This is a genomic window from Mesorhizobium sp. LSHC420B00 (assembly GCF_000503055.1).
Lineage (GTDB): Bacteria > Pseudomonadota > Alphaproteobacteria > Rhizobiales > Rhizobiaceae > Mesorhizobium.
In genome coordinates, this window is sequence record NZ_AYVY01000003.1 from 169860 (window position 1) to 190414 (window position 20555).

Annotated in this window: 17 protein-coding genes and 1 pseudogene; 4 read left to right on the top strand and 14 right to left on the bottom strand. The window is 61.3% G+C overall.

Annotated elements, in window-relative coordinates:
* Window positions 1-50 precede the first annotated feature (50 nt).
* The 5 genes from galU to X760_RS48560 all read right to left on the bottom strand — a co-directional run bounded on the left by galU (window position 51) and on the right by X760_RS48560 (window position 5093).
* Entirely contained in the window at window positions 51-947 is an 897-nt protein-coding gene (gene galU, locus X760_RS48540) for a UTP--glucose-1-phosphate uridylyltransferase GalU (protein WP_023717978.1), read from the bottom strand.
* Between the two features lie 76 nt (window positions 948-1023).
* Complete coding sequence (locus X760_RS48545) at window positions 1024-1974, bottom strand: glycosyltransferase family 2 protein (protein WP_023717979.1); 951 nt, start codon at window positions 1972-1974, stop codon at window positions 1024-1026.
* The gene (locus X760_RS48550; RefSeq protein ID WP_023717980.1) at window positions 1964-2914 is read right to left on the bottom strand and encodes a glycosyltransferase; all 951 of its coding nucleotides are present in this window, start codon (window positions 2912-2914) and stop codon (window positions 1964-1966) included. Before X760_RS48550 ends, X760_RS48545 begins: the two co-directional genes overlap by 11 nt.
* On the bottom strand, window positions 2914-3909 hold the full coding sequence (locus tag X760_RS48555) for a glycosyltransferase family 2 protein (protein WP_023717981.1): 996 nt from the start codon (window positions 3907-3909) through the stop codon (window positions 2914-2916). Before X760_RS48555 ends, X760_RS48550 begins: the two co-directional genes overlap by 1 nt.
* Window positions 3910-3920: 11 nt before the next feature.
* Window positions 3921-5093, bottom strand: a complete 1173-nt coding sequence (locus X760_RS48560) for a glycosyltransferase (RefSeq protein ID WP_023717982.1) — start codon at window positions 5091-5093, stop codon at window positions 3921-3923.
* A 292-nt stretch (window positions 5094-5385) separates the two neighbouring features.
* Here X760_RS48560 and X760_RS77840 point away from each other — a divergent pair.
* Window positions 5386-6438, top strand: a pseudogene (locus X760_RS77840) (polysaccharide pyruvyl transferase family protein); the annotation flags it as partial.
* A gap of 222 nt (window positions 6439-6660) precedes the next feature.
* Here the strand turns inward: X760_RS77840 and X760_RS48565 are convergent.
* The 8 genes from X760_RS48565 to X760_RS48605 all read right to left on the bottom strand — a co-directional run bounded on the left by X760_RS48565 (window position 6661) and on the right by X760_RS48605 (window position 15358).
* Complete coding sequence (locus tag X760_RS48565) at window positions 6661-8124, bottom strand: lipopolysaccharide biosynthesis protein (protein WP_023717984.1); 1464 nt, start codon at window positions 8122-8124, stop codon at window positions 6661-6663.
* Entirely contained in the window at window positions 8121-9407 is a 1287-nt protein-coding gene (locus X760_RS48570) for a glycosyltransferase (protein ID WP_245278534.1), read from the bottom strand. The genes X760_RS48565 and X760_RS48570 overlap by 4 nt, the downstream gene beginning before the upstream one ends.
* A 70-nt stretch (window positions 9408-9477) precedes the next feature.
* Window positions 9478-10557: a glycosyltransferase gene (locus X760_RS48575; RefSeq protein WP_023717986.1), complete on the bottom strand. Its 1080-nt coding sequence runs from the start codon at window positions 10555-10557 to the stop codon at window positions 9478-9480.
* Between the two features lie 31 nt (window positions 10558-10588).
* Window positions 10589-11920, bottom strand: coding sequence for a UDP-glucose/GDP-mannose dehydrogenase family protein (locus X760_RS48580; RefSeq protein WP_023717987.1), 1332 nt, complete (start codon window positions 11918-11920; stop codon window positions 10589-10591).
* A gap of 85 nt (window positions 11921-12005) precedes the next feature.
* The gene (locus tag X760_RS48585) at window positions 12006-12872 is read right to left on the bottom strand and encodes a family 16 glycosylhydrolase (RefSeq protein ID WP_023717988.1); all 867 of its coding nucleotides are present in this window, start codon (window positions 12870-12872) and stop codon (window positions 12006-12008) included.
* Window positions 12873-13006: 134 nt separating this feature from the next.
* Complete coding sequence (locus X760_RS48590) at window positions 13007-13408, bottom strand: hypothetical protein (protein WP_023717989.1); 402 nt, start codon at window positions 13406-13408, stop codon at window positions 13007-13009.
* A gap of 256 nt (window positions 13409-13664) precedes the next feature.
* Window positions 13665-14687 (bottom strand): glycosyltransferase family 2 protein, encoded by a 1023-nt coding sequence (locus X760_RS48595; protein WP_023717990.1) that lies wholly within the window; start codon window positions 14685-14687, stop codon window positions 13665-13667.
* Between the two features lie 398 nt (window positions 14688-15085).
* The gene (locus tag X760_RS48605) at window positions 15086-15358 is read right to left on the bottom strand and encodes a hypothetical protein (RefSeq protein ID WP_023717992.1); all 273 of its coding nucleotides are present in this window, start codon (window positions 15356-15358) and stop codon (window positions 15086-15088) included.
* Between the two features lie 605 nt (window positions 15359-15963).
* Between X760_RS48605 and X760_RS48610 the strand changes: the two genes are divergently transcribed.
* Both X760_RS48610 and X760_RS48615 read left to right on the top strand, forming a co-directional pair.
* Window positions 15964-16641, top strand: a complete 678-nt coding sequence (locus X760_RS48610; protein WP_023717993.1) for a sugar transferase — start codon at window positions 15964-15966, stop codon at window positions 16639-16641.
* 161 nt (window positions 16642-16802) lie between these two features.
* Window positions 16803-18044, top strand: a complete 1242-nt coding sequence (locus X760_RS48615; RefSeq protein ID WP_156948041.1) for a polysaccharide biosynthesis/export family protein — start codon at window positions 16803-16805, stop codon at window positions 18042-18044.
* Between the two features lie 124 nt (window positions 18045-18168).
* Here the strand turns inward: X760_RS48615 and X760_RS0137355 are convergent, their stop codons facing one another.
* Window positions 18169-19440, bottom strand: coding sequence for an O-antigen ligase (locus tag X760_RS0137355; RefSeq protein WP_031193672.1), 1272 nt, complete (start codon window positions 19438-19440; stop codon window positions 18169-18171).
* A gap of 330 nt (window positions 19441-19770) precedes the next feature.
* On the opposite strand from X760_RS0137355, the gene X760_RS48620 reads away from it, so the two are divergent.
* A complete protein-coding gene (locus X760_RS48620) occupies window positions 19771-20523 on the top strand; it encodes an SDR family NAD(P)-dependent oxidoreductase (RefSeq protein ID WP_023717995.1) in 753 nt (250 codons plus the stop codon).
* Window positions 20524-20555 lie beyond the last annotated feature (32 nt).

Sequence of the window (20555 nt, forward strand, 5' to 3'; positions counted from 1 at the left end):
GCCTGTCCTGCGTCATCAGCCGCACCCACAATGCCTCGAAAAAATGGACATTATGCGGCTTCTTCCCGACGCTGATGCGACCGGACGAATTCCTGCAGCATCTCGAAGATCGGACCCTTCATGTCCTCACGCGCCAGCGCGAAAGCGACATTGGCCTGGATGAAGCCCTCCTTCGAACCGCAGTCGAACATGCGGCCGTTGAAAGGCTGGGCGAAGAAGGCCTGCGTCTGTGCGAGACGCACCATTGCGTCGGTCAGTTGGATCTCGTTGCCGGCGCCGCGTTGCTGGCTGCCCAGCAGCGAGAATATCTCGGGCTGCAGGATGTAGCGGCCGTTGATGTAGAAGTTCGACGGCGCGTTGGCCGGTGCCGGCTTTTCGACCATGGCCGTCACCTCGAAGCCGGTGCCGACATCCGCGCCGCGCCCGACAATGCCGTATTTGTTGGTCTCGGTCGGATCGCAACGCTCGATGGCGATAACGTTTGCGCCAGTCTGCGCATAAAGATCGGCGACTTCGGCAAGACACCCTCGCCCGCCAAAGGACACCATATCCGGCAACAGCAACGCGAAAGGTTCGTCGCCGATGACCTCTCGCGCGCACCAGACGGCGTGGCCGAGGCCTTGCGGCGACTGCTGACGGATGAAGCTCGTCGCGCCGGCGACGGGAAGCAGGCTCTCGAGTGATTCGAGCTGCGCCTTCTTGCCGCTCTGCTCCAGGGTTCCGATCAGTTCAGGATGCAGATCGAAATAGTCCTCGATCACCGCCTTGTTGCGGCCGGTGACGAAGACGATGTGCTCGATGCCGGCCTCGAATGCCTCGTCCACCGCATATTGCACCACAGGCTTGTCGACCACCGGCAGCATTTCCTTCGGCATGGATTTGGTCGCCGGCAGGAACCGCGTTCCAAGCCCCGCCACCGGTATGACTGCCTTCCTGACTTTTTTCATTGCATGTTCCTTCTGAGGAGATCGATTTCAACCCTGTCGCAGGCGGCGAAATTTGTCTTCATTCGCCTGCAGCCCTTTACCTCCCCGCCACCACGGCAAACTGTGCCGCTACCCTTCGCAGCCGGACGGCGATCGGCATGCTCATATGCCGAACCGCCGCCGGATCGCTGAGCGCCGTCCATATCGCCTTGAGCGGGGACCGCGCCTTGATGTGCTGAACCAGCGACAGGAATGATGCCGCCCGCCGCAGGCTGCGAGCGCGCCTGGCGAACGCCGCCGCGGCCGCAGCATCCATGGAATGGGTCGCGGCGAAGGTGGCATCGGCCCGGCGCATCGCCTCGACGTGATGAAGTTCGAGCACCCGGGAGATGGAACCGGTGCGAATGTGGTAAATATAGCCCGTCGTCGGCTCGACCACGCATTTGCCGCCTTTGGCCAGAGCACTGGCCAGGAGGATGTAGTCTTCGCCAATGATCAGGCTTTCATCGTAACGAAGCCCGTTCTCGTTCAGGAACCGGCGCTGGAAGATCGGCTTGAGATAGCCGAGATTGAACCTCGATTCGAAGAGGACATTGCCGCCGATGTAATCCGCCAGCGAGATTTCACTGAGCCCTTCCAGATAGTCGGCCGGGAACATCGTCTCTTCCGCAACGCCGTCCTCCCGAACGACCTGCAGATTATCGACCGCGATCTCGGCGCCGGCTTTTTCCGCGCGTTCGATCATGGTGCAGATTCGCCCGGGATAGACCGCGTCGTCGGAATCGAGAACCGCTACCCACCTGCCGCGGGCAAGCTCAAGGCCGGCATTCCTGGCGCCGCCAGGCCCACGGTTTTGCTCAAGCGCGACAACGCGTACGATGTCTTCGGGGTAGGATCTCGCCAGGTCGAGCGTCCGGTCGCGCGACTTGTCGTCGACGACGATGACCTCGAGGCTGACATTGCGCTGGGCGACGGCGCTGGCAATCGCCCGATCGATGGTCGCCTCGGCATTGTAGGCGGCAATCACGAAGCTCACGTCAGGCTGCACGCTTGCCCCCTTGCTGCGGCGAGGACAGGCCGTATTGGCGGATTTCACGAACCCCGACGAGGCCGCTGACGACGCCGACATGCATAATGCCGCGAAGGACGCTGCGGTTCCGTCGGACGGGGTCGATGGCGACCGGAATTGCCGACAGGAAACTATAGCCGGCCTTTGCCGCGGCAATGCCGACCTGCTTGAGCCGGGCAAGGCCGCGCGCGTTGCGCCCCAGGAGATGACCATGCGTCTGCCCGACGCGGAACCGGCGGCGGCCGAGCCAGTCGAATGCCGCCCTGGCAGGCGGCACCACTTCATCGACCCAAGCCTCTGGCGAAAAGGCGATACTGCCGCCGGCCTTGACCATCTGGTCGAAGAATTCCGTATCTTCGCCGCCGGTCTGGCCACGTGCCAGGCTGAAGCGCCGGCCGCGCAGGCTCTCAGCGCCAATTCTGAGCAGGACGTTGCAGGTGTAGCCGGTGCGGATCTCGCCGCGCACCCAGACCGGCGAGGTCGAGTGGAAATCGCCTTTGCGCATCCAGTCGGGCGCATCCGGCAGGTAACGGGCTTGCACCGGCCCGAGCACGGCCGCAGCACCAGTTGCTTCCACCGCCGCCACCAGTTCGGCAAGCCAGCCAGCGGTGGCCGTCTCGTCGTCGTCGATAAAGGCGACGAAATCCGCCGCACTGGCATCGAGGCAAGCGTTGCGCGCGATCGAAATGTTGCGGGCCGGGGCGTGCCGGTAGGTCACCGGCAGCTTCAACTCCCCCGCTAGCTTGGCGACCAGCGTTTCGGCCGTCGGCGTATCGTCGTTGTCCGCGATGATGACACCGACATCGAATCCCGCGGGCATATCCATGGCTGCTACGGAGCGGAGCGTGTCGACAAGCTCCGGCCGGCGAAATGTGCAGACGCAAATATCGATGCTTCGATTTTTCTTGACCGGGTCCATCACGCTACCCCGCGCTGCGGTCGCGGTGCTAGCAGCTGCAGCCAGAAGCCGACCGACCAGCCGAAATGCATGACCATTGCCGAGACCCCGGCAAGCGCAATGTCGGGTTTGCGCTGACTGACCGCGGTCCAGAAGCCGTAGCCAAGGCAGACCGAGACCCATAGCAAAAGCGGCACGGCCGCCAGCCAGTGGACGAAGGAAAAGGCGGCGAGAAGAACCACGGGAAACACCAGAAGCGGCACCATCTGCCGGATCTTCGGGATCATGCGGTGCTTGAGAACGTTCTTCGCCCGGCCGCGGCCATAGCCGAGATACTGAAAATAGAGGCCCTTCAGCGAGGAGCGCGGGTAGTAGACCATTTGTGTCTTACCGGTCATCCAGATCCGGTAACCGGCCTGACGGAGCCGATAGTCGAGTTCGGCATCCTCATTGTGGCTGAACGTCTCGTCATAGCCGCCGACCGCGGTGAAGGCCGATATCCGGATCAGCGCATGGTGGCCATGATCGACCCATTCCCCCGCCGAAAGGTGCCGATGCTTGGAGCCGCCCGTGCCGAGCCTGGAATTCTGGGCCGCGGCCGCCGCCTTCTGCACCATGCCGCTGCCACTGGTCAGCATCGAGACGACGACCGAATCCGCCCCGGTGGCCTGCGCTTCTTCGACCAGCCGGTCGCAATAGTCGGAGGGATAGCCGCCATGCGCGTCGATGCGAATGAGATAGTCGACGCCCTCCCCGAACCTGGCAACGGCGAGATTGATCGCCGCGCTCTGCAAGCGCTTTTCATTGTGGAGCAGGACCACCCGCTGATCTTTTGCGGCGATATCCGCGACGATCGTCCTGGTGCCGTCCGTACTGCCGCCATCGGCAACGATGATCACCGCGCCCAGCCTCTTGGCCGCAGGGCGGAGCTCTCGAAGCAACGCGCCGATATGGGGCGCTTCGTTCAGGCACGGAACCACGATCATGCAGGATGGGAGCGTTTCGGTTTGCGTCATCGGCCGTCCTTCTATGCCAATGCTTCGGCAGCATATGGACCGGGCGCCGCGGCAAGGCCGCGGAGTTTTTCGACGAGCGCCCGGCAATCGGCGCGGTCGTAGCTCCAGGTGCGCGGATTGCGGGCGAGAACACGTGCCCTCAATGTCTCGAACCGATGCTGCTCCATGGTGCCGAGGGCAGCTTCGAGCGCCTCGGGCGTGGCTTCTGGCAAAAGAACGCCGATGCCTTGCCGATCGAGGAACCGGCCGGTCTCGGTGTTGCCCATCGAGATCGGCACGGCTCCGAAGCGGCAGCCCTCATAGAGACGGTTGGGCAGCAGCCATTCGGAATTCAGGCCCTGCTCAAAAAAGTCGATGGCCCAGGAAAAGTGAACCTCGCGGTAGATCGCCGCCATATCCTCCGGATTGCGATAGGGTCCGCCAAACGAGAGCCAGGGTTCCGATTCAACAAAACCGTGGAAATCGGGAAATTCGGACAACGCCGGGCGGCCTCTGAGGACGATTTCGAAGCGGCCGTCGAGGCGGCGCGAAAATTCGGCCAGAAGCTCCAGGGAGCGGCGGCAGCGGAGCGCCCCGAACCAGCCGATTCGCCAAGGCGGCGCAACGGGATTCTCCTCCGTCATGCGGTCATCCAGGGAAGCCGCGGCTGGCTCGAAATACTTGTTTTCGAGCAGTTCGACCGGCGCGGCAATCTGTCCGAACGGCTTGAAATAATTGGCGATGAAGGCCGGAGAGCTGGTCACCAGAAGCTTCACATCCCTGGCCAGGAAGCGTTCTGCGCCGCGCATCGCCCAGCCCAGCGGATCGTCGCGAAGCAGCAGACGATGGATGTCGAGGCACTCGTAGACAATCGGCACCGTTGCCTGGAAAGCCGACCTGGCCCGCCGGGCAAGCGCCAGCATTTCCAAATTGCGCGCGATAATGAGGTCGGGCCGTTGCATTGAACCCAGCTTGGAGCCGGTCGAGACCACCGCCTTCATGATCGCCGCCAGACGCTGGGCGAATCGGCCATCACGCGTCGGGCCGAGATCGATCGGCTGCAAGCCCTCGACATCAGCAACCGCGCTTGCCGTTCGACGAAAGCCCGCCAGCGTAACCTGGGCGCCGCCTGCCTTGAGCATTATGATCCGCCGGCGCACTGCCGGGTCGGAGACGTCGTGTACCAAGTACAAGACATGCAGCATGAAAACTCGACCGCTGTTGGCCCGCCCGCGACAATGCTAGTACAGCTCTTGCTGCATCGCAACATTTTTGGTTGCAGCGTAGCAAAGATCCACATTTTTTGTTGCACTGCAAAATCGATGGGTTAATCTCGCTCTGCTTGGGCCGCATGGACCGCGCGTTGGCCCTGCCATTGGGCTGCGCGCCAATAATCACGACGCGAGGACCATCCTTGGCGTGCAGCATTTTCGGCCAACCCGCACCTCGGCATCCGTCGACCGAACCGCGGGACTACTCACGAAATGAGGTCATTCAATGAAGATCGCGGTTGAAAACACCGTCTGCCTGAATACCGGAGACGCAGCGATTCTCCTGGCGATTCGCCATGTTTTCAAGACGATCGTGCAGGACGATATCCAGTTCTACGTCTTCGACAGCCAGCCGGAGGTGGCGGCGAGGCTCTACACGAAGAAGGAGTATCCAGATCTCGAATTCCACAAGCTGCTGTCGGAATCGCTGTTCCGCTACAAATACGGCAGTGGGCTGAAGAACCTGTTCAAGCCGATCTACAATCGGCTCGTACTCAATGCCCTGCGGCGGTTCGGCATCCGCGGCGTTCTCGGGCGTTTGTTCAGCTCAAGCAATCGCCGTGGTCTCGAGATCTACAAAGACGCCGACCTCGTGGTCACGACAGGCGGAACCTATCTCGTCGAGACCTACAATCTGGAACGGCGCCTCAATCAATTCCGGATCGACGCGATTCTGGGCAAGGACCCGGTCTTCTTCACGCAATCGCTCGGCCCGTTCAACAAAAGTTACAATCGCCAGGAGTTGAGCCCGATCTTCGACCGGAGCCCGCTCATCCTGCTGCGCGATGAACGTTCGAGAGGCCACATTGTGGACATGGTGAAAGACCCCGGCAAATGCCACGTCGTGGCCGACGCCGTCTTTGCGCTGGCCGATACCGACAGGATCGGAAGTTTTCTGGCCTCCGGCCAGTCGGCGACTGTCACCGGCCGCGTCGCCATTTCCGTCCGTCACTGGAACTATGTCAGCGACGGCGAGGGCGGCATGCGCCGCTACATCGACTCGATCCGCGAGATTGCGACCATCCTGGTCAGGGACCACGCCAAGCAGGTGACCTTCGTCTCTACCTGCCAGGGCGTGCCGGAATACGCCCATGACGATTCCAAGACGGCGCGGGCGATCGTTGCCGAACTCGATCCGGAGATCGCCAAGCATGTGAGCGTGGACGCTTCGTTCCACACGCCGGAGCAACTGATGGCCCTGGTGAAAGGCTTCGACTTCGTCGTCGCGACGCGCATGCACATGATGATCATGTCGCTCTGCGTCGGCACGCCGGTGCTGCCGATCGCCTATGAATTCAAGACCAAGGAACTCGCCAAGCGGATCGGCGTCGCCGACCTGCTGCTCGACATCGACACGGTAACGCCCGAGGAAGCGAGCGAGAAGCTCGGCAGACTTACCGCCAATCTCGACCTCTATCGCAGGACGAGCCTTCAGGCAGTGCTTGAGGAGCATGCGTCGGCGATGTCGGCAGGTGAGCTTTTGAGGCCGGTTATTGCCTGCCTAGCGGGCGTTGCGCATGGCGCTGGAAAGCGTGGTGAACAACGCACTGCGCGACTGGCGAAGGGCAAGCATGAGGATCAGGCCGATCGAATAATTGAGGGCAACCGCCAGGACCACCGCGAGCAGGTCTGACTGGCCGGTCAGCGATACGGGCAACTCCCGGTAGACGGACCAGGCAAGCAGCGACGACATGATGAAAAGCCCCTGCATGATCAGGAAGTCGGCTGCGGTCACCGGGCCGACCCGGTGGACAAGAACGGCAAGCACCGGGACGCGCAGCATATAGCCGCTGATCGCGTAGGCCGCGGCGACACCGACGGCGCCCCAGTGCAGGCCGATGATGAAGGCGGCGACCGTCGTCAGCGACGAGTAGATGCCCCAGTGGAACATGGTCTTGGTCTTGCCCTGGCAGATGAAGATCCATCCGGTGGTGCTTGAGACGGACTGGATCAGGCTGGCGATGCCCAGCCAGGCGAAGATCGGCGCCACCGCTGTCCAGCGCTCGCCGAAGAGAAGCCCGACGACCTGGTCCGACGTCAGCGTCAGCGCCGCGATGCCGGGCATGGTGATGGCCGCCAGCATCCAATTGGTCCGCACATAGATGTCGCGAAACCGCGCCTTGTCCTCATGGATGCGGCTCAGCAGCGGCACCATCACGCGTGTCAGCGGCTGGTTGATGTTCTGCAGCGGAAACAGCAGGAGCTTATAGGCGCGGTCATAGTAGCCGAGTTCGATCGCGCCCGAATATTTTCCGATCAGGATGTTGTCGAGATTGCGCGAGAAGAAGTTGGCCAGATTGAAGCCGGTCAGATTGGCGCCGAAGGACAATATGTCGGTATCGACCTTCAGGTCCGGCCGCGACGGCGTCCAGCGCGCCACCTGCCATGCCGCGGCCAGCGCGACAACAGCCGAAACCGCCGGGCCGATGACCAGCGACCAGTAGCCCAGTCCCGCATAGGCGGCGATTGCGGTAGTCGCAAGTCCGGCAGCGGCGGTTATCACATCGTTCAGCGCGAGCTGGCCAAAGCGCAAATGACGGTTCATCAGCGCCAGCGGCACCGCGGCGAGGCTGCCAAGAAGCAGCGGCAAGGCAGAGCCGATGGTGATCCCGACCATGCGTTGATCGCCGTAGAAGGCGGCGATGGCGGGCGCCAGGCATGCCACCACCACGGCACTGCCCAGCCCAACCAGCGCACTGATCCAGAATACCTGGTTGAGCTGTTCGGTGCTGATGTCCTTGCGCTGGACCACAGCCTGCTGCAGGCCTAGGTTTTGAAGCAATCCGACAAAGGCCACGATCGGCCCGACGGAAGCCACGAGACCAAAATCCTCGGGGACCAGCAGACGCGCAAGCACGATGACCGAGAGAAACTGGATCGCCATCTTGAAGCCTTGCGCGCCGATCGTCACCACGCCGCCGCGCAGAGCGACGCGACCGAACTGGGGGGGCGGGTTGGCGTTCATGCCGGGCGCCTGGCTTCGGCCAGTTGAGCAACGATCTGCGCAAAACGTTCGTTGAGCAGGTCCGCGTTGAAATCCTGCTCGATCTTGCGGCGCGCCGCACGTGCGATGCGCTCGCATTTGTCCGGGTTCTCGGCCACCCAGACAAGCTTGCGGGCCAACGCCGCAACGTCTCGCTCCGGTGCGAGGAAGCCTGTCTCCTGATCCTCGATCAACTCGGGGATGCCCGAGTGATAGGTGCTGACAACAATCAGCCCGGCGGCCATAGCTTCCATCAGCGCCACCGGAATACCCTCGAGATCGCCGTCCTGTGCAGCAACGCTGGGCAGCAGGAATACGTGGGCGTCGCGCAGGCGCTGCTTGACCTCGGCGTGCGGGCGCGGCCCGAGGAAAGTCACCCTGTCGGCAACGCCGAGATTTGCGGCGAGCTTCTTCAACTCTTCCAGCAATTCGCCGCCGCCAATCACCGTATAGACCCAGTCGCGCCGCGGAAGGCCGGCGAGGGCGCGCAGGGCGAATTCGATGCCCTTCTTTTCGGTCAGCCGGCAGACCGAGATGAAGGACAGCGTGTCCCGGTCCCAGGAACGCCAATGATAGCTGATCTCGCCCGGCCGCACGCCCATATGGTGAACCATGACTTGCGCGGCAGGCGCGCCGACGCCGATCAGGGCGTCGCGGAAAAACGCGTTCACCGGCAGCTGGAGAACGCCCTTTTCGAAAACAACCTTGTAGCGCGCGAGCGTGTCGTCATGCAGCGGTTCGCCGACATCGCGGCCGTGGAATATGGTTACCAAAGGAGCGGAAATCCGGCCTCGTTTCATGGCGCGGGCAACGCGCATGCCGTTATTGCCGAAATGCGCGACGATCACATCGGCGTTCTGCAATTTGCGCGCAAAGGCGATGTCGATAACGGTCGAGAGCTTATCCCAGAACCTGCCCGACCATCTCCTGAGCGTCGGGCGAAAGCGCCCCAGTCCGCCCCACCAGCAGACGACCTTGCCAGGCAGCGCCTGCCAGCGGCGATCGTCGATGTTGCTGTCCTTGCCGAACGACGTCTCGTTGCAGACGACGCCGACTTGCATGCCGCGCTCGAGGCACCCTTCTATCTGGTCGAGGACGAAGGTCTCCGACAAAGAGGGGAACTTATCAACTACGAAGCAAATCTTCATCGAATGGACGATCTTTCGAGGCCGGTCGGCGATCTGCTCGCGCGGATGAGGGCTGAAGCCCGTCGCCGCCGTGCGAGGCGCCCCAAGCGTCTGGTGTTGTGCGTGCCGTTGTCCCAAAGCAGCTCCCACCCCGGTCAGGCGCGAGAGCCGGCTTTTGGGCAACGTGTATGGTTTTGGACGAAATGCATCAGGCGGCATGCTCCAGCGCGCCTTGCCTGGCGTTGTCGAGAACACCGAGGAAGGTCGCGAACTGAATGTCTGGATTCATTTGCGGCCGCTCCGAAAACAGCTGCGCCGCCGCCGACAGCCTGTCGTACTCGGCCTTGTCGCTCCATAGCCGCCTGACCGCGGCGACCCAGTCGTCGAGCGGTGCGTCATAGTCAAGTACAACGCCGCCGGCGCCGATCGCTTCCGGCAGGCCGCCGCGGCGGGACCCGACGACCGGAATGCCGCTGCAATGGGCCTCGGATGCCACGCGCCCCCAGGCCTCTTCCCATTTGCTGGGCGCCAGCAGGATCTTGGTGCGGCCATAGACCGTCTTCATGTCGCTGGTACGGCTTTCCAGCCTGACGTTGCGCAGCGGCGCGATGGTCCGTTCGATCTGCGCCCGGTGGTCGTCGTCGAGCTTCCAGCTTTCGACGAACAGAAACGGGATTTCGGGGCATTGGCCGGCGATGCGCACGGCGAGTTCGAACCCTTTTTCATTGTAAGGGTTGATCAGCGTGACGAATTCGCCGGTCGTCGGGGTGCTGTAGAGCCCGGGATTGATGGTCGGCGGAATCACGGTCGAGTCGATGCCGAACCTTTCCTTATAGGTGCGCGCGGTGAATTCGGAGTTGGCGATATAAAGCGCCGAATGCAATTCGCGCAGGTCGCCGGCCAGCTCGTGGAATTCGACGTTCCGCAGATAGACCACCAGCGGCACGCCGAGCGCCTGCAGCGCCTTTCCGATCGGCACCGATTTGTGGCACTGCACGACGGCGACATCGGGATCGAGCCGTTCGACCGCGAAGCGCGCCGCCTCCCAGGGAAACCATGCCCGCACGACCGGATAGCCGGGATAGCTGTCGATGACCGCACGCTGGCGAAGCAGCTTCATCTTGGCGCGCGCCTTGAAGCCGAACATGCCATCACCGAACAGTGCCGCCAGGACCGAGGCGTCATGACCGTGCTCGCGCAGCTGCTCGACCAGATGGTGCGTGCTCGACTGAACGCCACCGCTGAACTGCGGCGTGTAGCCGTTGCCGCCTGCAAACAGAACTTTCATGGACCTGGCTCCTTGCTGGACCGCCCTATCGTCACGCCGCCATTCTGCCGATGCTGTGGTATTCGATGCCGTGGCGGGCGATGACCTTGGGGTCGTAGAGGTTGCGTCCGTCGAAGATGACGGGCGTGGTCAGCGCGTCCTTCAATGCATCGAAGGACGGCGCACTGAAGCTCTTCCACTCGGTCACGATCAAGAGCGCGTCGGCGCCTCGCACAGCGGCCTCTTTGGTGCCGCACAGCTGCAGGTCGTCGCGCAACCCGTAGATCGCCTGGCATTCCTGCATCGCCTCGGGATCGTAGGCCTGCACATTGGCACCGGCGGCCCAGAGCGCCTCCATCAGCGTGCGGGCCGGGGCTTCGCGCATGTCGTCGGTATTGGGCTTGAAGGCCAGGCCCCACAGCGCAAAGGTCTTGCCCTTGAGATTGCCCTTGAAATAGCGGTCCACCTTCTCGAACAGGACCGACTTCTGCTGGTTGTTGCGCTCCTCGACGGCACGCAGCAGCTTGGCGTCGAACTTGATGGCTTCGGCGGTCTTGATCAGGGCGCGCACATCCTTCGGGAAGCACGAGCCGCCATAGCCGAGGCCCGGATAGATGAAGTGGTAGCCGATCCGCGGGTCGCTGCCGATGCCCTTGCGGACCTCCTCGATGTCGGCGCCCAGTTGCTCGGCCAAATTGGCCATTTCGTTCATGAAGCTGATCTTGGTCGCCAGCATGCAATTGGCCGCGTATTTGGTAAACTCGGCACTGCGCACGTCCATCACGATCATCTTTTCGTGGTTGCGGTTGAACGGCGCGTAGAGCTCGCGCATCACCGCCTCGGTGTCCTCGTTGCTGGTGCCGACGATGATGCGGTCGGGCTTCATGCAGTCGCTCACAGCGGACCCTTCCTTGAGGAATTCCGGATTGGAGGCGACGTCGAAAGCCAGATCCTCGCGCCCGCGCGCCCTCAGCGTCTCGGCAATCCTGGCCTTTATCCTTTCGCAGGTGCCGACCGGCACGGTCGACTTGCCGACGACGATCTTGGGCGCGTCCATCTCACGACCGATAGCCTCGGCGACGGCCAGCACATATTTCAGGTCTGCCGAACCATCCTCGCCCGGAGGCGTGCCGACCGCGATCATCTGGATCTGGCCATGCTTGATCGCCGCGGCGGCGTCGGTGGTGAACTTGATGCGGCCGGCGGCATGGTTCTCCTTGACCATGTTTTCGAGCCCAGGCTCGAAGATCGGGACATGGCCCTGGTTGAGCCGCTCGACCTTTTTCGCGTCGATGTCGACGCAAACCACCTGATGGCCGACTTCGGCAAGCACCGCCGCCTGTACAAGACCGACATAGCCGATTCCAAAGACAGTCAAATTCATTCGGTTTCATTCCTGTTCAAGGCTTCGGGCCTGTTCGAGCTTCGGGCTTCGGACCACCTTCGGCCCGGCCGGTTCAGATGCGCTTCTAGTTCGTTTTGCATGACAGCGATTCCGGGAATTGGCAGGGCTGGCCGAGTGCGGTGAATGCAACGCGGTCCACTTGCATGGCGAGCTTGCGGCCCGGATCCGAGAACGGCCCCATCCAGCCCTTCATAGTATCGCTGCCCCACAGGCTGAAATAGATCCTTTGCGAATGGGTGGGCAGCTTCGCCGGATCGGTGATCTCGTGGACAAGCTTGCCGTTGACGTACCAGCGCAGCCGGTCCTTTTCCCAGACGAAGGCGTAGTCGTTGAATGCCTTGTCGGTGCCGCCGGCGACGTCGACCAGCTTCTCGTTCTTGCCCTTGCCGGCTATGTAGGCGTTGACCTGGACCTTGGACGTGTCCTTGGTCAGCACCTCGAAGTCGATTTCATCATGCGGCTGCTTGTCGGCATCGCCGACGAAGCTGAAGAATGCCGCGTTGACGCCGGAGCCCGTGTCGGTCTTCATCCGCGCCTCGTAGGTGCCGTAGCCGAAGCGCTGCTTGGTCTGGATCTCGGCGCAGGCGAATTCGCGATCCTTCAGCTTGCGCTTCTCGAAACCGAGCGTCAGCATGCCGTCGGAAAGGCCGATCAGGCTTTTGGACCAGGTGCAGTTCTGATGCTTGCCGTTCGTCCAGCCGTCGGAAATGTACCAGCGCGCGCGACTGAGGCTGGTGAAATCATCGACAAAGGACGGCGCGGTTGGGAGATCCTGGGCGCGGACGGGCACCAGGCCCGCAACCAGGCTGCCGAGAACGATCAGCAGAAACGCGCCGTCTGAACGGAGCCGCCGCAGCTTGCCTGGGGTCGGGCGCGTGAGCGGGGTGCCGCCGGTTGCCGGGGTGGACGTGCTTTTAGGATCTGCGTTCATATCAAACTCACCTTTGTGCTGTGCGCCCCCAAAGCGATCGTTCGAACCGTGATGAAACAAGCTAATCTTGACCTCTTCGCTCCTAGGCTCCTGTAGCGTGCCCAAAACCATTGCGCCGACCCCGGGATGTTCGCTCAACCTGTGCCGGGACCGGCGGGTTTCACAAAATCGGTCCTTATGTCTGGGCCGTTCTGCCGATCCTCCTCGAAGATTTCATCCAGCGAATGACGGAGATCCTTCATCATCTGCTTCTGGCGCGAGAGCGCAGCGATGCGCCGCTCGCAATTCAGGATCGACCTAGTCAGTTCGCCAACTTCGGAAGACCTGCGGGAGGAGACCGCCCCGTTTTCCATGGCCTCGACCAGGAAGGCGGCATTGGTGGCCGTTGTCCTGTAGCGGTTCTCAAGTCCGTTCTTCTCCGCCTCGACCTCGGCCGCGATCTGGTCCAGCAGCTTCGCCAAGCGATCGAGTCGCGCGGTGTCGGTCTGCGTGTCGCGCGCCGGATCTCTCGATCGGAAGCGAAAGATCGAGGCCATGCAGTCAGCGCCCCATCATCGTCGAGACGATGACCGGCCTTGGCGCCCGTCCACGTTCAAAAGACATTTCTCGCATCGTCCAGCTCCTCTGACAGGGGATGTCTCGGGCCAGTTCGGTTGGCCGTCCAAAATTGCTGCACCGCAACATAGATTGCCATTCCCCGCGCGCATAGGCAACCACCTAGATCGTAAACTCATAAATCGCGTCGAAATGGTGCGAGCCGACCGAGGTAAGGCGATCGCCACGTTGACGAGCCTAGCTTTCGCCGGCTGTGCTGGTTCCGGCCATGAGGAAGCGCAGCGGCGGCACATGCTGACGCTTCGCGGCGAAGCCAGCGCGGCGAAACAGCGCATCCAGCTTGTCGGAGGCAACGCCGCGGACGACGGCCGTGAGGTTGGACGAGCCGGCCAAGGCATAGGCCACAGCCGGCGCCAGCCCGCGCTCAGTCTTCACGTCTAAGAACTTCCGCAACCGGTATTTGTCGCGAATGTGCCGCTCGTGCCTTCTCAGCGCAGCCTTCGATGCCTCCGGCAAACTGTCGATCGCAAGCAGTGCCAGGTCGGCATCGGCCAGATGCTTCAGATCCTGGGTGTTGTGCCGTCCGCTCAGCGAATCGGCGCGCACGATCGCGCCGTAGCCACAGGATTTGATGACCTTGAAGCGCGCGCCATGCGCAACCGCGCGCGCATAGAGTTCATAGTCTTCGCCAAGGCGCAGCTTCTCGTCGTAGCGCAGCCCATGCCGATCGAGGAAGGCGCGGCTGATCACGGGTTTGAGGAAGCCCAGTTCCCCTCGTTGCACACGGCGCCTGGAGATGTTGGCGTCGATGAAACCCTCGAAATCGAGGAATTCCGGCTCGGGCGAAAACGGTGGAGCGACGATTTTCGAGACGTCGGTTGCCGCGTCATCCCTGACAAGCATGATGTTGTCTGCCGCGAAATCCCAATCGGTGCTGGCGAACAGTCTGTGAAACCTGCCTTCGAAAAAGAAATCATCAGCGTCCAGGATGCTGATGAACGGCGACCTGGAACCGGCTATCGCGGCGTTGCGGGCAAAGGAGGGGCCGCGATTGACGTCGAAGCGGATGACGGAAAGGCGGCCCGTGCCGTCGTCGGCTGCATGGGCGACTTTCGCGGTATCGTCGGTGGACGCGTCGTCGACGACGATGACTTCCGCAACCTCCGGCTCGCGCAATGCCGATGCAATGGCAGCCGGGATTGTCCGCGCCGCGTTACGGGCAGCGATGATCACGCAGACTTGGGATGATGTCATGGACATGCCTCTCGATTGCAGAAATCGTTGCGGATTTCCTCGCCCTCCCCGCTCAATGCCTCACCGCCCGTCTGACATGCATCGGCCCAAATGCCTATGCTGCAAGTGCGAAGCAAGCATCGCCAAAATCATCGGCGCCGTCCAGTTTTTCATTTGGTTGGGTGTCATGACGCGGCTGGGCAGGCGGCGAGCCGCAATCGGGATAGCTCCCGAAAGGCGCCGCTTGGCAGAGCCGCTCCTGCACGGCCCGGATCAAGCCACTGGCGCGCTCAGTTGGCCAACCAGTCACTGCCGAGTAGGTCGTGGCGATGGAGAGCGGCCGCTTGGTGGAGGCCGGGAGCATCGAGGAATTGAAGAAACGGGATGCCGACTTGCGGCGTGTTGCTGGAGGCCAACGCCCGAAATCAGTGAAGGCCTCTCCTGGCGCTTAATTTCTCGCCTTCGGCCGCTTCGTTCGAACTCAGCTTTCGTTCTGCGTCGCGAATTTTGTCGGCCGAGGTCGGGGCATTTCTTGCGACCATGGCAAAGACCAGCAGAAAATAACCGAGTTGGATGACTATGGCGCAGCCGATGACGCGAAAAAGCGTCGTGCCGAGCGAGGCGCCGCCCAAATAGGACCAGACGACCACGATCGCCAGCGCAAAACACATTCCGATAATGAACTTTGGCAGTGACATACCCGATGGCCCATCAACCGGCTCGGGAAAAAATGTCGACAAGCCCACCCCGAGCACCTCCCTTAAACTCTGCGAGCTTGTTTAGGTTGCCCGCTTCTGGCCGGTTGCTTCCGGCCTTGCCCAATCTGTCCATACTCCGACAGAAACAATTTGCAACTCTATTGAGGCGAGCAATAGGCGGCAAGGGCAGCTACGGAATAATTTTAAGCGAATCCTCAGGATCGCCTCTGCCATGGTGCAATGCACACGTCGGCATCACCACTGATTGACGGATATCGACTCGCTCCAGTAAGATTTATAATATTGACCAGTATCTTATCATAACATCAGTCGATATTTTGAACTTCTAAATGACGGCAAAGCTCCACAACCGGGTATAAAGAGCGATTCGCCCAAAATCAGCCCCAAAATTGGACTAAATTTTCCAAAATTGCCCATAATCTGTCGCCTTTGCGACATAAAGGCAAAATTTTGTGCAGGACGAGTTCATTATTTAGTCAGTTCATGACGCGACTATTACAGCCGGCTGGGAAATTGTGTGTTGCGCTGCAACATTTTTTTGGTATCGTGCGCTAAACCATCCGTTCAACGTATGGAGTTTACGCATGAGGGACGTAGCCAAGCCGGCCGACGCGGATTTTTCGCAGGCCGGCGTCGATTTTCCGCCGCCGATCGGCGGCCTGCTCAAACGCAGCTTCGATATTGCCGGTTCGCTGATCGGCCTGGTCGCTCTCAGCCCGCTGTTCGTGATGATAGCGCTGCTTGTCAGGTTTTCCGATGGCGGGCCGATTTTCTATGGTCATAGCCGGATCGGCCGCGGAGGACGGATTTTTCCGTGCCTCAAGTTCCGCACTATGGTTCCAGACGGCGAGCGGGTGCTTGCTGCCTATCTAGCCGCGAATCCGGAGGCCAACGCCGAATGGATAGCGACCCGCAAGTTGAAGAACGACCCGCGGATCACGCGCGTCGGAGCGGTGCTGAGGAAGCTCAGCCTCGATGAGTTGCCGCAGATCATCAACATCCTGCAGGGGGATATGAGCCTGGTTGGGCCTCGTCCCGTGGTACGCGATGAGTTGGAGATCTATGGCAATTCGGCCGTCTATTACCTGAAATCGCGCCCCGGCCTGACCGGGCTCTGGCAGGTTAGCGGACGCAACGATGTTTCCTACGACAGCCGCGTCGCGTTCGATCGACACTATGTCGAGAACTGGTCGATGTTCGAAGACATTCGCATCATCATCAAGACCGTACCTGCGGTCTGGATGTCGCGAGGCTGCTACTGACGGCCGCTTGCTGGCCGTGCATCGAGGAGCGACTGTCCAGAATTCGAGCCCGGAACTCAGGCATCGGGACTCAGGCATCGGGCGGGGCAAACCAGATCGGAAACGCTCAGTTGAAAGCAGATATAATCGATATCTTTTGCACCGGCATTCTCTCCAGACGCATGCGGCGAGTACGACTTTTGACGACTTGCCTCACGCTGGCGACCGGCCTGTCGCTGGCCCTGCCGCAGTTTGCCTTCGCCGATGACTATCGGCTTGGAGCACAAGACAAGCTAACCATCCGCGTAGCGGAATGGCAGACCGTCGAAGGCACGTTCCGTGACTGGTCGGCCATCAATGGAGAATACACGGTCGGGCCGGCAGGAACCTTGTCGGTGCCGTTCGTCGGCGAGATGCCCGCATCCGGCAAGACGACCTCGGAGATCGCGGCATCGCTCGGCGAGGCGCTACAGCGTAAGCTCGCCCTGGCTGACAAGCCCGAGGCTTCCGTCGAAATGGCGCAGTACCGGCCGTTCTATATTTCTGGCGAGGTGCAATCGCCCGGACAGTATCCTTGCGTGCCTGGGCTGACGGTGCTGAAAGCGATGAGCATTGCCGGCGGAACCCGGCGGAACTCGGAGAGCGGGCAGCGCTACGACCGCGACCTGATCAATGCCAAGGGCAATTTCGACGTACTTCAAGACCAACAGGTCAGGCTGATCGTCAAGCGCGCCCGCATCGAAGCGGAACTGGCGAACAAACCGTCATTCGAAGTGCCGAAAGAAGTGGCCGACGATCCGAAGCTGCCCAGCATCGTTGCCGATGAGACGGCGATCCTGGCGGCCGACCAGAAGAAACTCAACCTACGCTTGCAGGCGCTCGACGACTTGAAGGCGCTGCTGCAGAGCGAGATCGATTCGCTGCAGAAAAAGATCGTCAACCAGCAGAAGCAGGTCGATCTGGCGAAGGAGCAGCTCAACGGTATCGGCTCGCTGGCGCAAAAAGGCCTGGTCGTCAACACCCGGGTTTTGAATTCCCAGCAAACCATCGCCGACCTCGAAGGCCAGATACTGGATTACGAAACGGCGATTCTCACGGCCAAGCAGTCGATCAGCAAGGCCACTCAGGACGCTATCGATCTGGAGAACACCCAGAACTCCACCCTCGCGACCGACCGGCAACAGACGGAAGCCGACCTCAACGAAGCGACGCTGAAGCTGAATATGGAAAAAGGCTTGATGACCGAAGCCCTGTCGGGCAACCCCATGCCGCAATTCTATGGCAACAACGAACCAGCCGCCATGTCGTTTTCCCTGGTGCGGGTGGTCGACGGCAAGACCAGCGAAATCACCGCCGACGAAGACACGCCGGTGCTGCCCGGGGACGTGATCAAGGTCAAACCGGCGCCCCTGGCCATCCAGTAGCTTCTTTCCACCGGAGCGAAGCACCCACCTCGCAGGCGGCGGCCTGCGGGGTTTTGGGCTTCGTATTTTATGGATCAGAAAACAAGGCGGCCTTTGGGCGACGAACAGCCCGGATCGGCCCGCTCTAGCCTCGCACGGCGTCCGGTTCCTCGAGATGGTTCGCGGCGCTCCACCGGGAACGGGCGACGGACGGCACCTTCACCAGCTTGAAGTAGCTGTAATACAGCAGGAACGATCCCATGATGTAGGGATTGAGGGTCTCGACCTCGACGAAGGAGCGGATGAACAAAAGCACCATGACGCCTGCGAGAATCACAGACTCGGCTTGCCATGTCCTGAATATCAGCGCCGAGACGTGCCCCCAGAGCGTGCGCAGGATGATCAGCGACAGCAGTGTCGCTCCGACGAAGCCGAGTTCCACCAAGGTCTCGATGTAGGTGTTGTGGAAGTGGAAGCCGCTTCGGGCGGCGATGTAGAATTCATTCCACAGCCGCTCGGCCTCGGAGAAGCCCTGCACCCAATACGCCGCGTAGCCGACGCCGAGGATGGGCGATTGCTGCGCGGCATTCCAGCCCTGCTGCCAGAGGTAGGTTCGTCCGGTGAGCGTCGAATCCTTGCCGAAGAGGCCAAGGACAAAGTCCATTAGCCCGAGATTCAGCGCAATCACGGTGCAGGCGACCAGCCCGCCTGCACCGATCACGAAAATCACCCGGCGATGGCGGAGCGAAAGCAGCTTGCCCATGGAAAGCAGCGCGACCAGGGCGAGAACCGCCGGGGTCGATGCCATCGAAGTGGCCGAATGCGACACGACCAGCAGATAGCCCGACAGAAGGACGATCGGAACAATCAACAAAAAACCTATGCGGCCGCGCCTGAGAAAGGCCAGGTAGACAACGCAGAAATAGATGCCAAGCGATGCGACAAAGCCGATCTGGTTCTTGGAGCTGAAAGCGCCGACGAAATTGTATGTCCCGTCGAGAACGTCGTAGGAATAACTCGCGACCTTGAGCGAGTAGAGCAGGACGACGAAAATCCCTATCAGGGCGCCTATGGTCAAGGTCCGGACGCTGACGGTGCGAGCGGCAATGTAGGCGCAGGCGATATGGGAACAATATTGCACGGCCGTCCTTGCCGTCGTGCCGGGAGCTGCCGACCAGAATACCGAGAAGCAGACATAGGCTGCAAACGCCAGCGGAAGCCAGGCGCTGGAAGCGTGCCTTAATATTTTCCGGTAGTCGACCAGGATGAGCGGCAGCCAGACCGCATAATAGGCCAGGATCATGGCCTGGCCGAAAATGGTCGAGTAGGAGAACGCCCAGATCGAGAGGGCAACGGCAAAGCTGCCATAGACCGTGTTCTTGTCCGGATCGATCAACAGAGATTTTGGAATCTTCATCTCGGTATCGGTTTTCCGCCCTTGCAGCTCAATGCCGATTTCATGGGCCGCTCATGAGTCGATTCATTGGATCGATGGGAGCCTCGCCTGCAGGCGCTCGCATTGTGCAGTGCAATATAGCGCATCCGGCGCCGCATGTCACCTGGATGACAAACTGGGCGAAGTCGTTCCTGCAGTTCTCCCATGCCGGACGAGACGATTTGGCCAGGAGGCAGTGCCGTTCAATTGCCTGGTGCTGGCCCATCACGAAGCTGTTCGGAGGCTGCAAGTCCGCGCTTGAACTTGTCCGCCGTTGACTTCACATTCGCCGCCGATTGGGAGGAAGACCACATGCCGATGAGTTTCGCGGGACGATTTGCCGGACGATCTGCTGTTATCACCGGCGGCGCCTCAGGCATCGGCCTTGCCGTCGCGCAAAGGATCACTAAGGAAGGCGGGCGTGTTTCGGTCTGGGATCGCGATGCCGCCCAGATCGAGCAGGCCAAGGCCATTGTTCCAGGCCTGCACAGCGTCACCTTAGACGTCGCCGACCCCATAGCGGTCGAAGCCGCCGCCCGAGAGACGATCCAAGCGCTTGGCGCAGTCGATGTCCTTGTCACCAGCGCTGCCATCACCGGACCGAACATGACGACCTGGGAGTATTCCGTAGAGGATTGGCGCCGGGTCATCGACATCAACATCAACGGCGTCTTCTTCTGCAACAAAGCGCTGGTCCCGCATATGCTCGAACGCAATTACGGCAGGATCATCAACATCGCCTCGATTGCCGGCAAGGAAGGTAACCCGAACGCCTCGGCCTACAGCACCTCCAAGGCCGCGGTGATCGGCATGACCAAATCGCTTGGCAAGGAACTGGCCAAGACCAGGGTAACGGTGAACTGCGTCACGCCGGCGGCCGTGCGCACCGCGATCTTCCAGCAGATGAGCCAGCAGCACATCGACTTCATGCTGTCCAAAATACCAATGGCGCGGTTCGGCGAGGTCGAGGAGGTGGCGGCGCTGATTTGCTGGATCGCGTCCGAGGAATGCTCGTTCACGACGGCGGCCGTCTTCGACGTCTCCGGCGGCCGGGCGACCTACTGAGGCCGGCCGGACGCAAACCGCCCGACCGGATC

What these genes read in the sequence shown, in the direction of transcription:
- X760_RS48555 (WP_023717981.1), bottom strand. Translation starts at nt 3,909, where the DNA reads ATGACGCAAACCGAAACGCTCCCATCCTGCATGATCGTGGTTCCGTGC.
- X760_RS48605 (WP_023717992.1), bottom strand. Translation starts at nt 15,358, where the DNA reads ATGTCACTGCCAAAGTTCATTATCGGAATGTGTTTTGCGCTGGCGATC.
- X760_RS48610 (WP_023717993.1), top strand. Translation starts at nt 15,964, where the DNA reads ATGAGGGACGTAGCCAAGCCGGCCGACGCGGATTTTTCGCAGGCCGGC.
- X760_RS48585 (WP_023717988.1), bottom strand. Translation starts at nt 12,872, where the DNA reads ATGAACGCAGATCCTAAAAGCACGTCCACCCCGGCAACCGGCGGCACC.
- X760_RS48595 (WP_023717990.1), bottom strand. Translation starts at nt 14,687, where the DNA reads ATGTCCATGACATCATCCCAAGTCTGCGTGATCATCGCTGCCCGTAAC.
- X760_RS0137355 (WP_031193672.1), bottom strand. Translation starts at nt 19,440, where the DNA reads ATGAAGATTCCAAAATCTCTGTTGATCGATCCGGACAAGAACACGGTC.
- X760_RS48580 (WP_023717987.1), bottom strand. Translation starts at nt 11,920, where the DNA reads ATGAATTTGACTGTCTTTGGAATCGGCTATGTCGGTCTTGTACAGGCG.
- X760_RS48620 (WP_023717995.1), top strand. Translation starts at nt 19,771, where the DNA reads ATGCCGATGAGTTTCGCGGGACGATTTGCCGGACGATCTGCTGTTATC.
- galU (WP_023717978.1), bottom strand. Translation starts at nt 947, where the DNA reads ATGAAAAAAGTCAGGAAGGCAGTCATACCGGTGGCGGGGCTTGGAACG.
- X760_RS48565 (WP_023717984.1), bottom strand. Translation starts at nt 8,124, where the DNA reads ATGAACGCCAACCCGCCCCCCCAGTTCGGTCGCGTCGCTCTGCGCGGC.
- X760_RS48615 (WP_156948041.1), top strand. Translation starts at nt 16,803, where the DNA reads ATGCGGCGAGTACGACTTTTGACGACTTGCCTCACGCTGGCGACCGGC.
- X760_RS48590 (WP_023717989.1), bottom strand. Translation starts at nt 13,408, where the DNA reads ATGGCCTCGATCTTTCGCTTCCGATCGAGAGATCCGGCGCGCGACACG.
- X760_RS48560 (WP_023717982.1), bottom strand. Translation starts at nt 5,093, where the DNA reads ATGCTGCATGTCTTGTACTTGGTACACGACGTCTCCGACCCGGCAGTG.
- X760_RS48550 (WP_023717980.1), bottom strand. Translation starts at nt 2,914, where the DNA reads ATGGACCCGGTCAAGAAAAATCGAAGCATCGATATTTGCGTCTGCACA.
- X760_RS48575 (WP_023717986.1), bottom strand. Translation starts at nt 10,557, where the DNA reads ATGAAAGTTCTGTTTGCAGGCGGCAACGGCTACACGCCGCAGTTCAGC.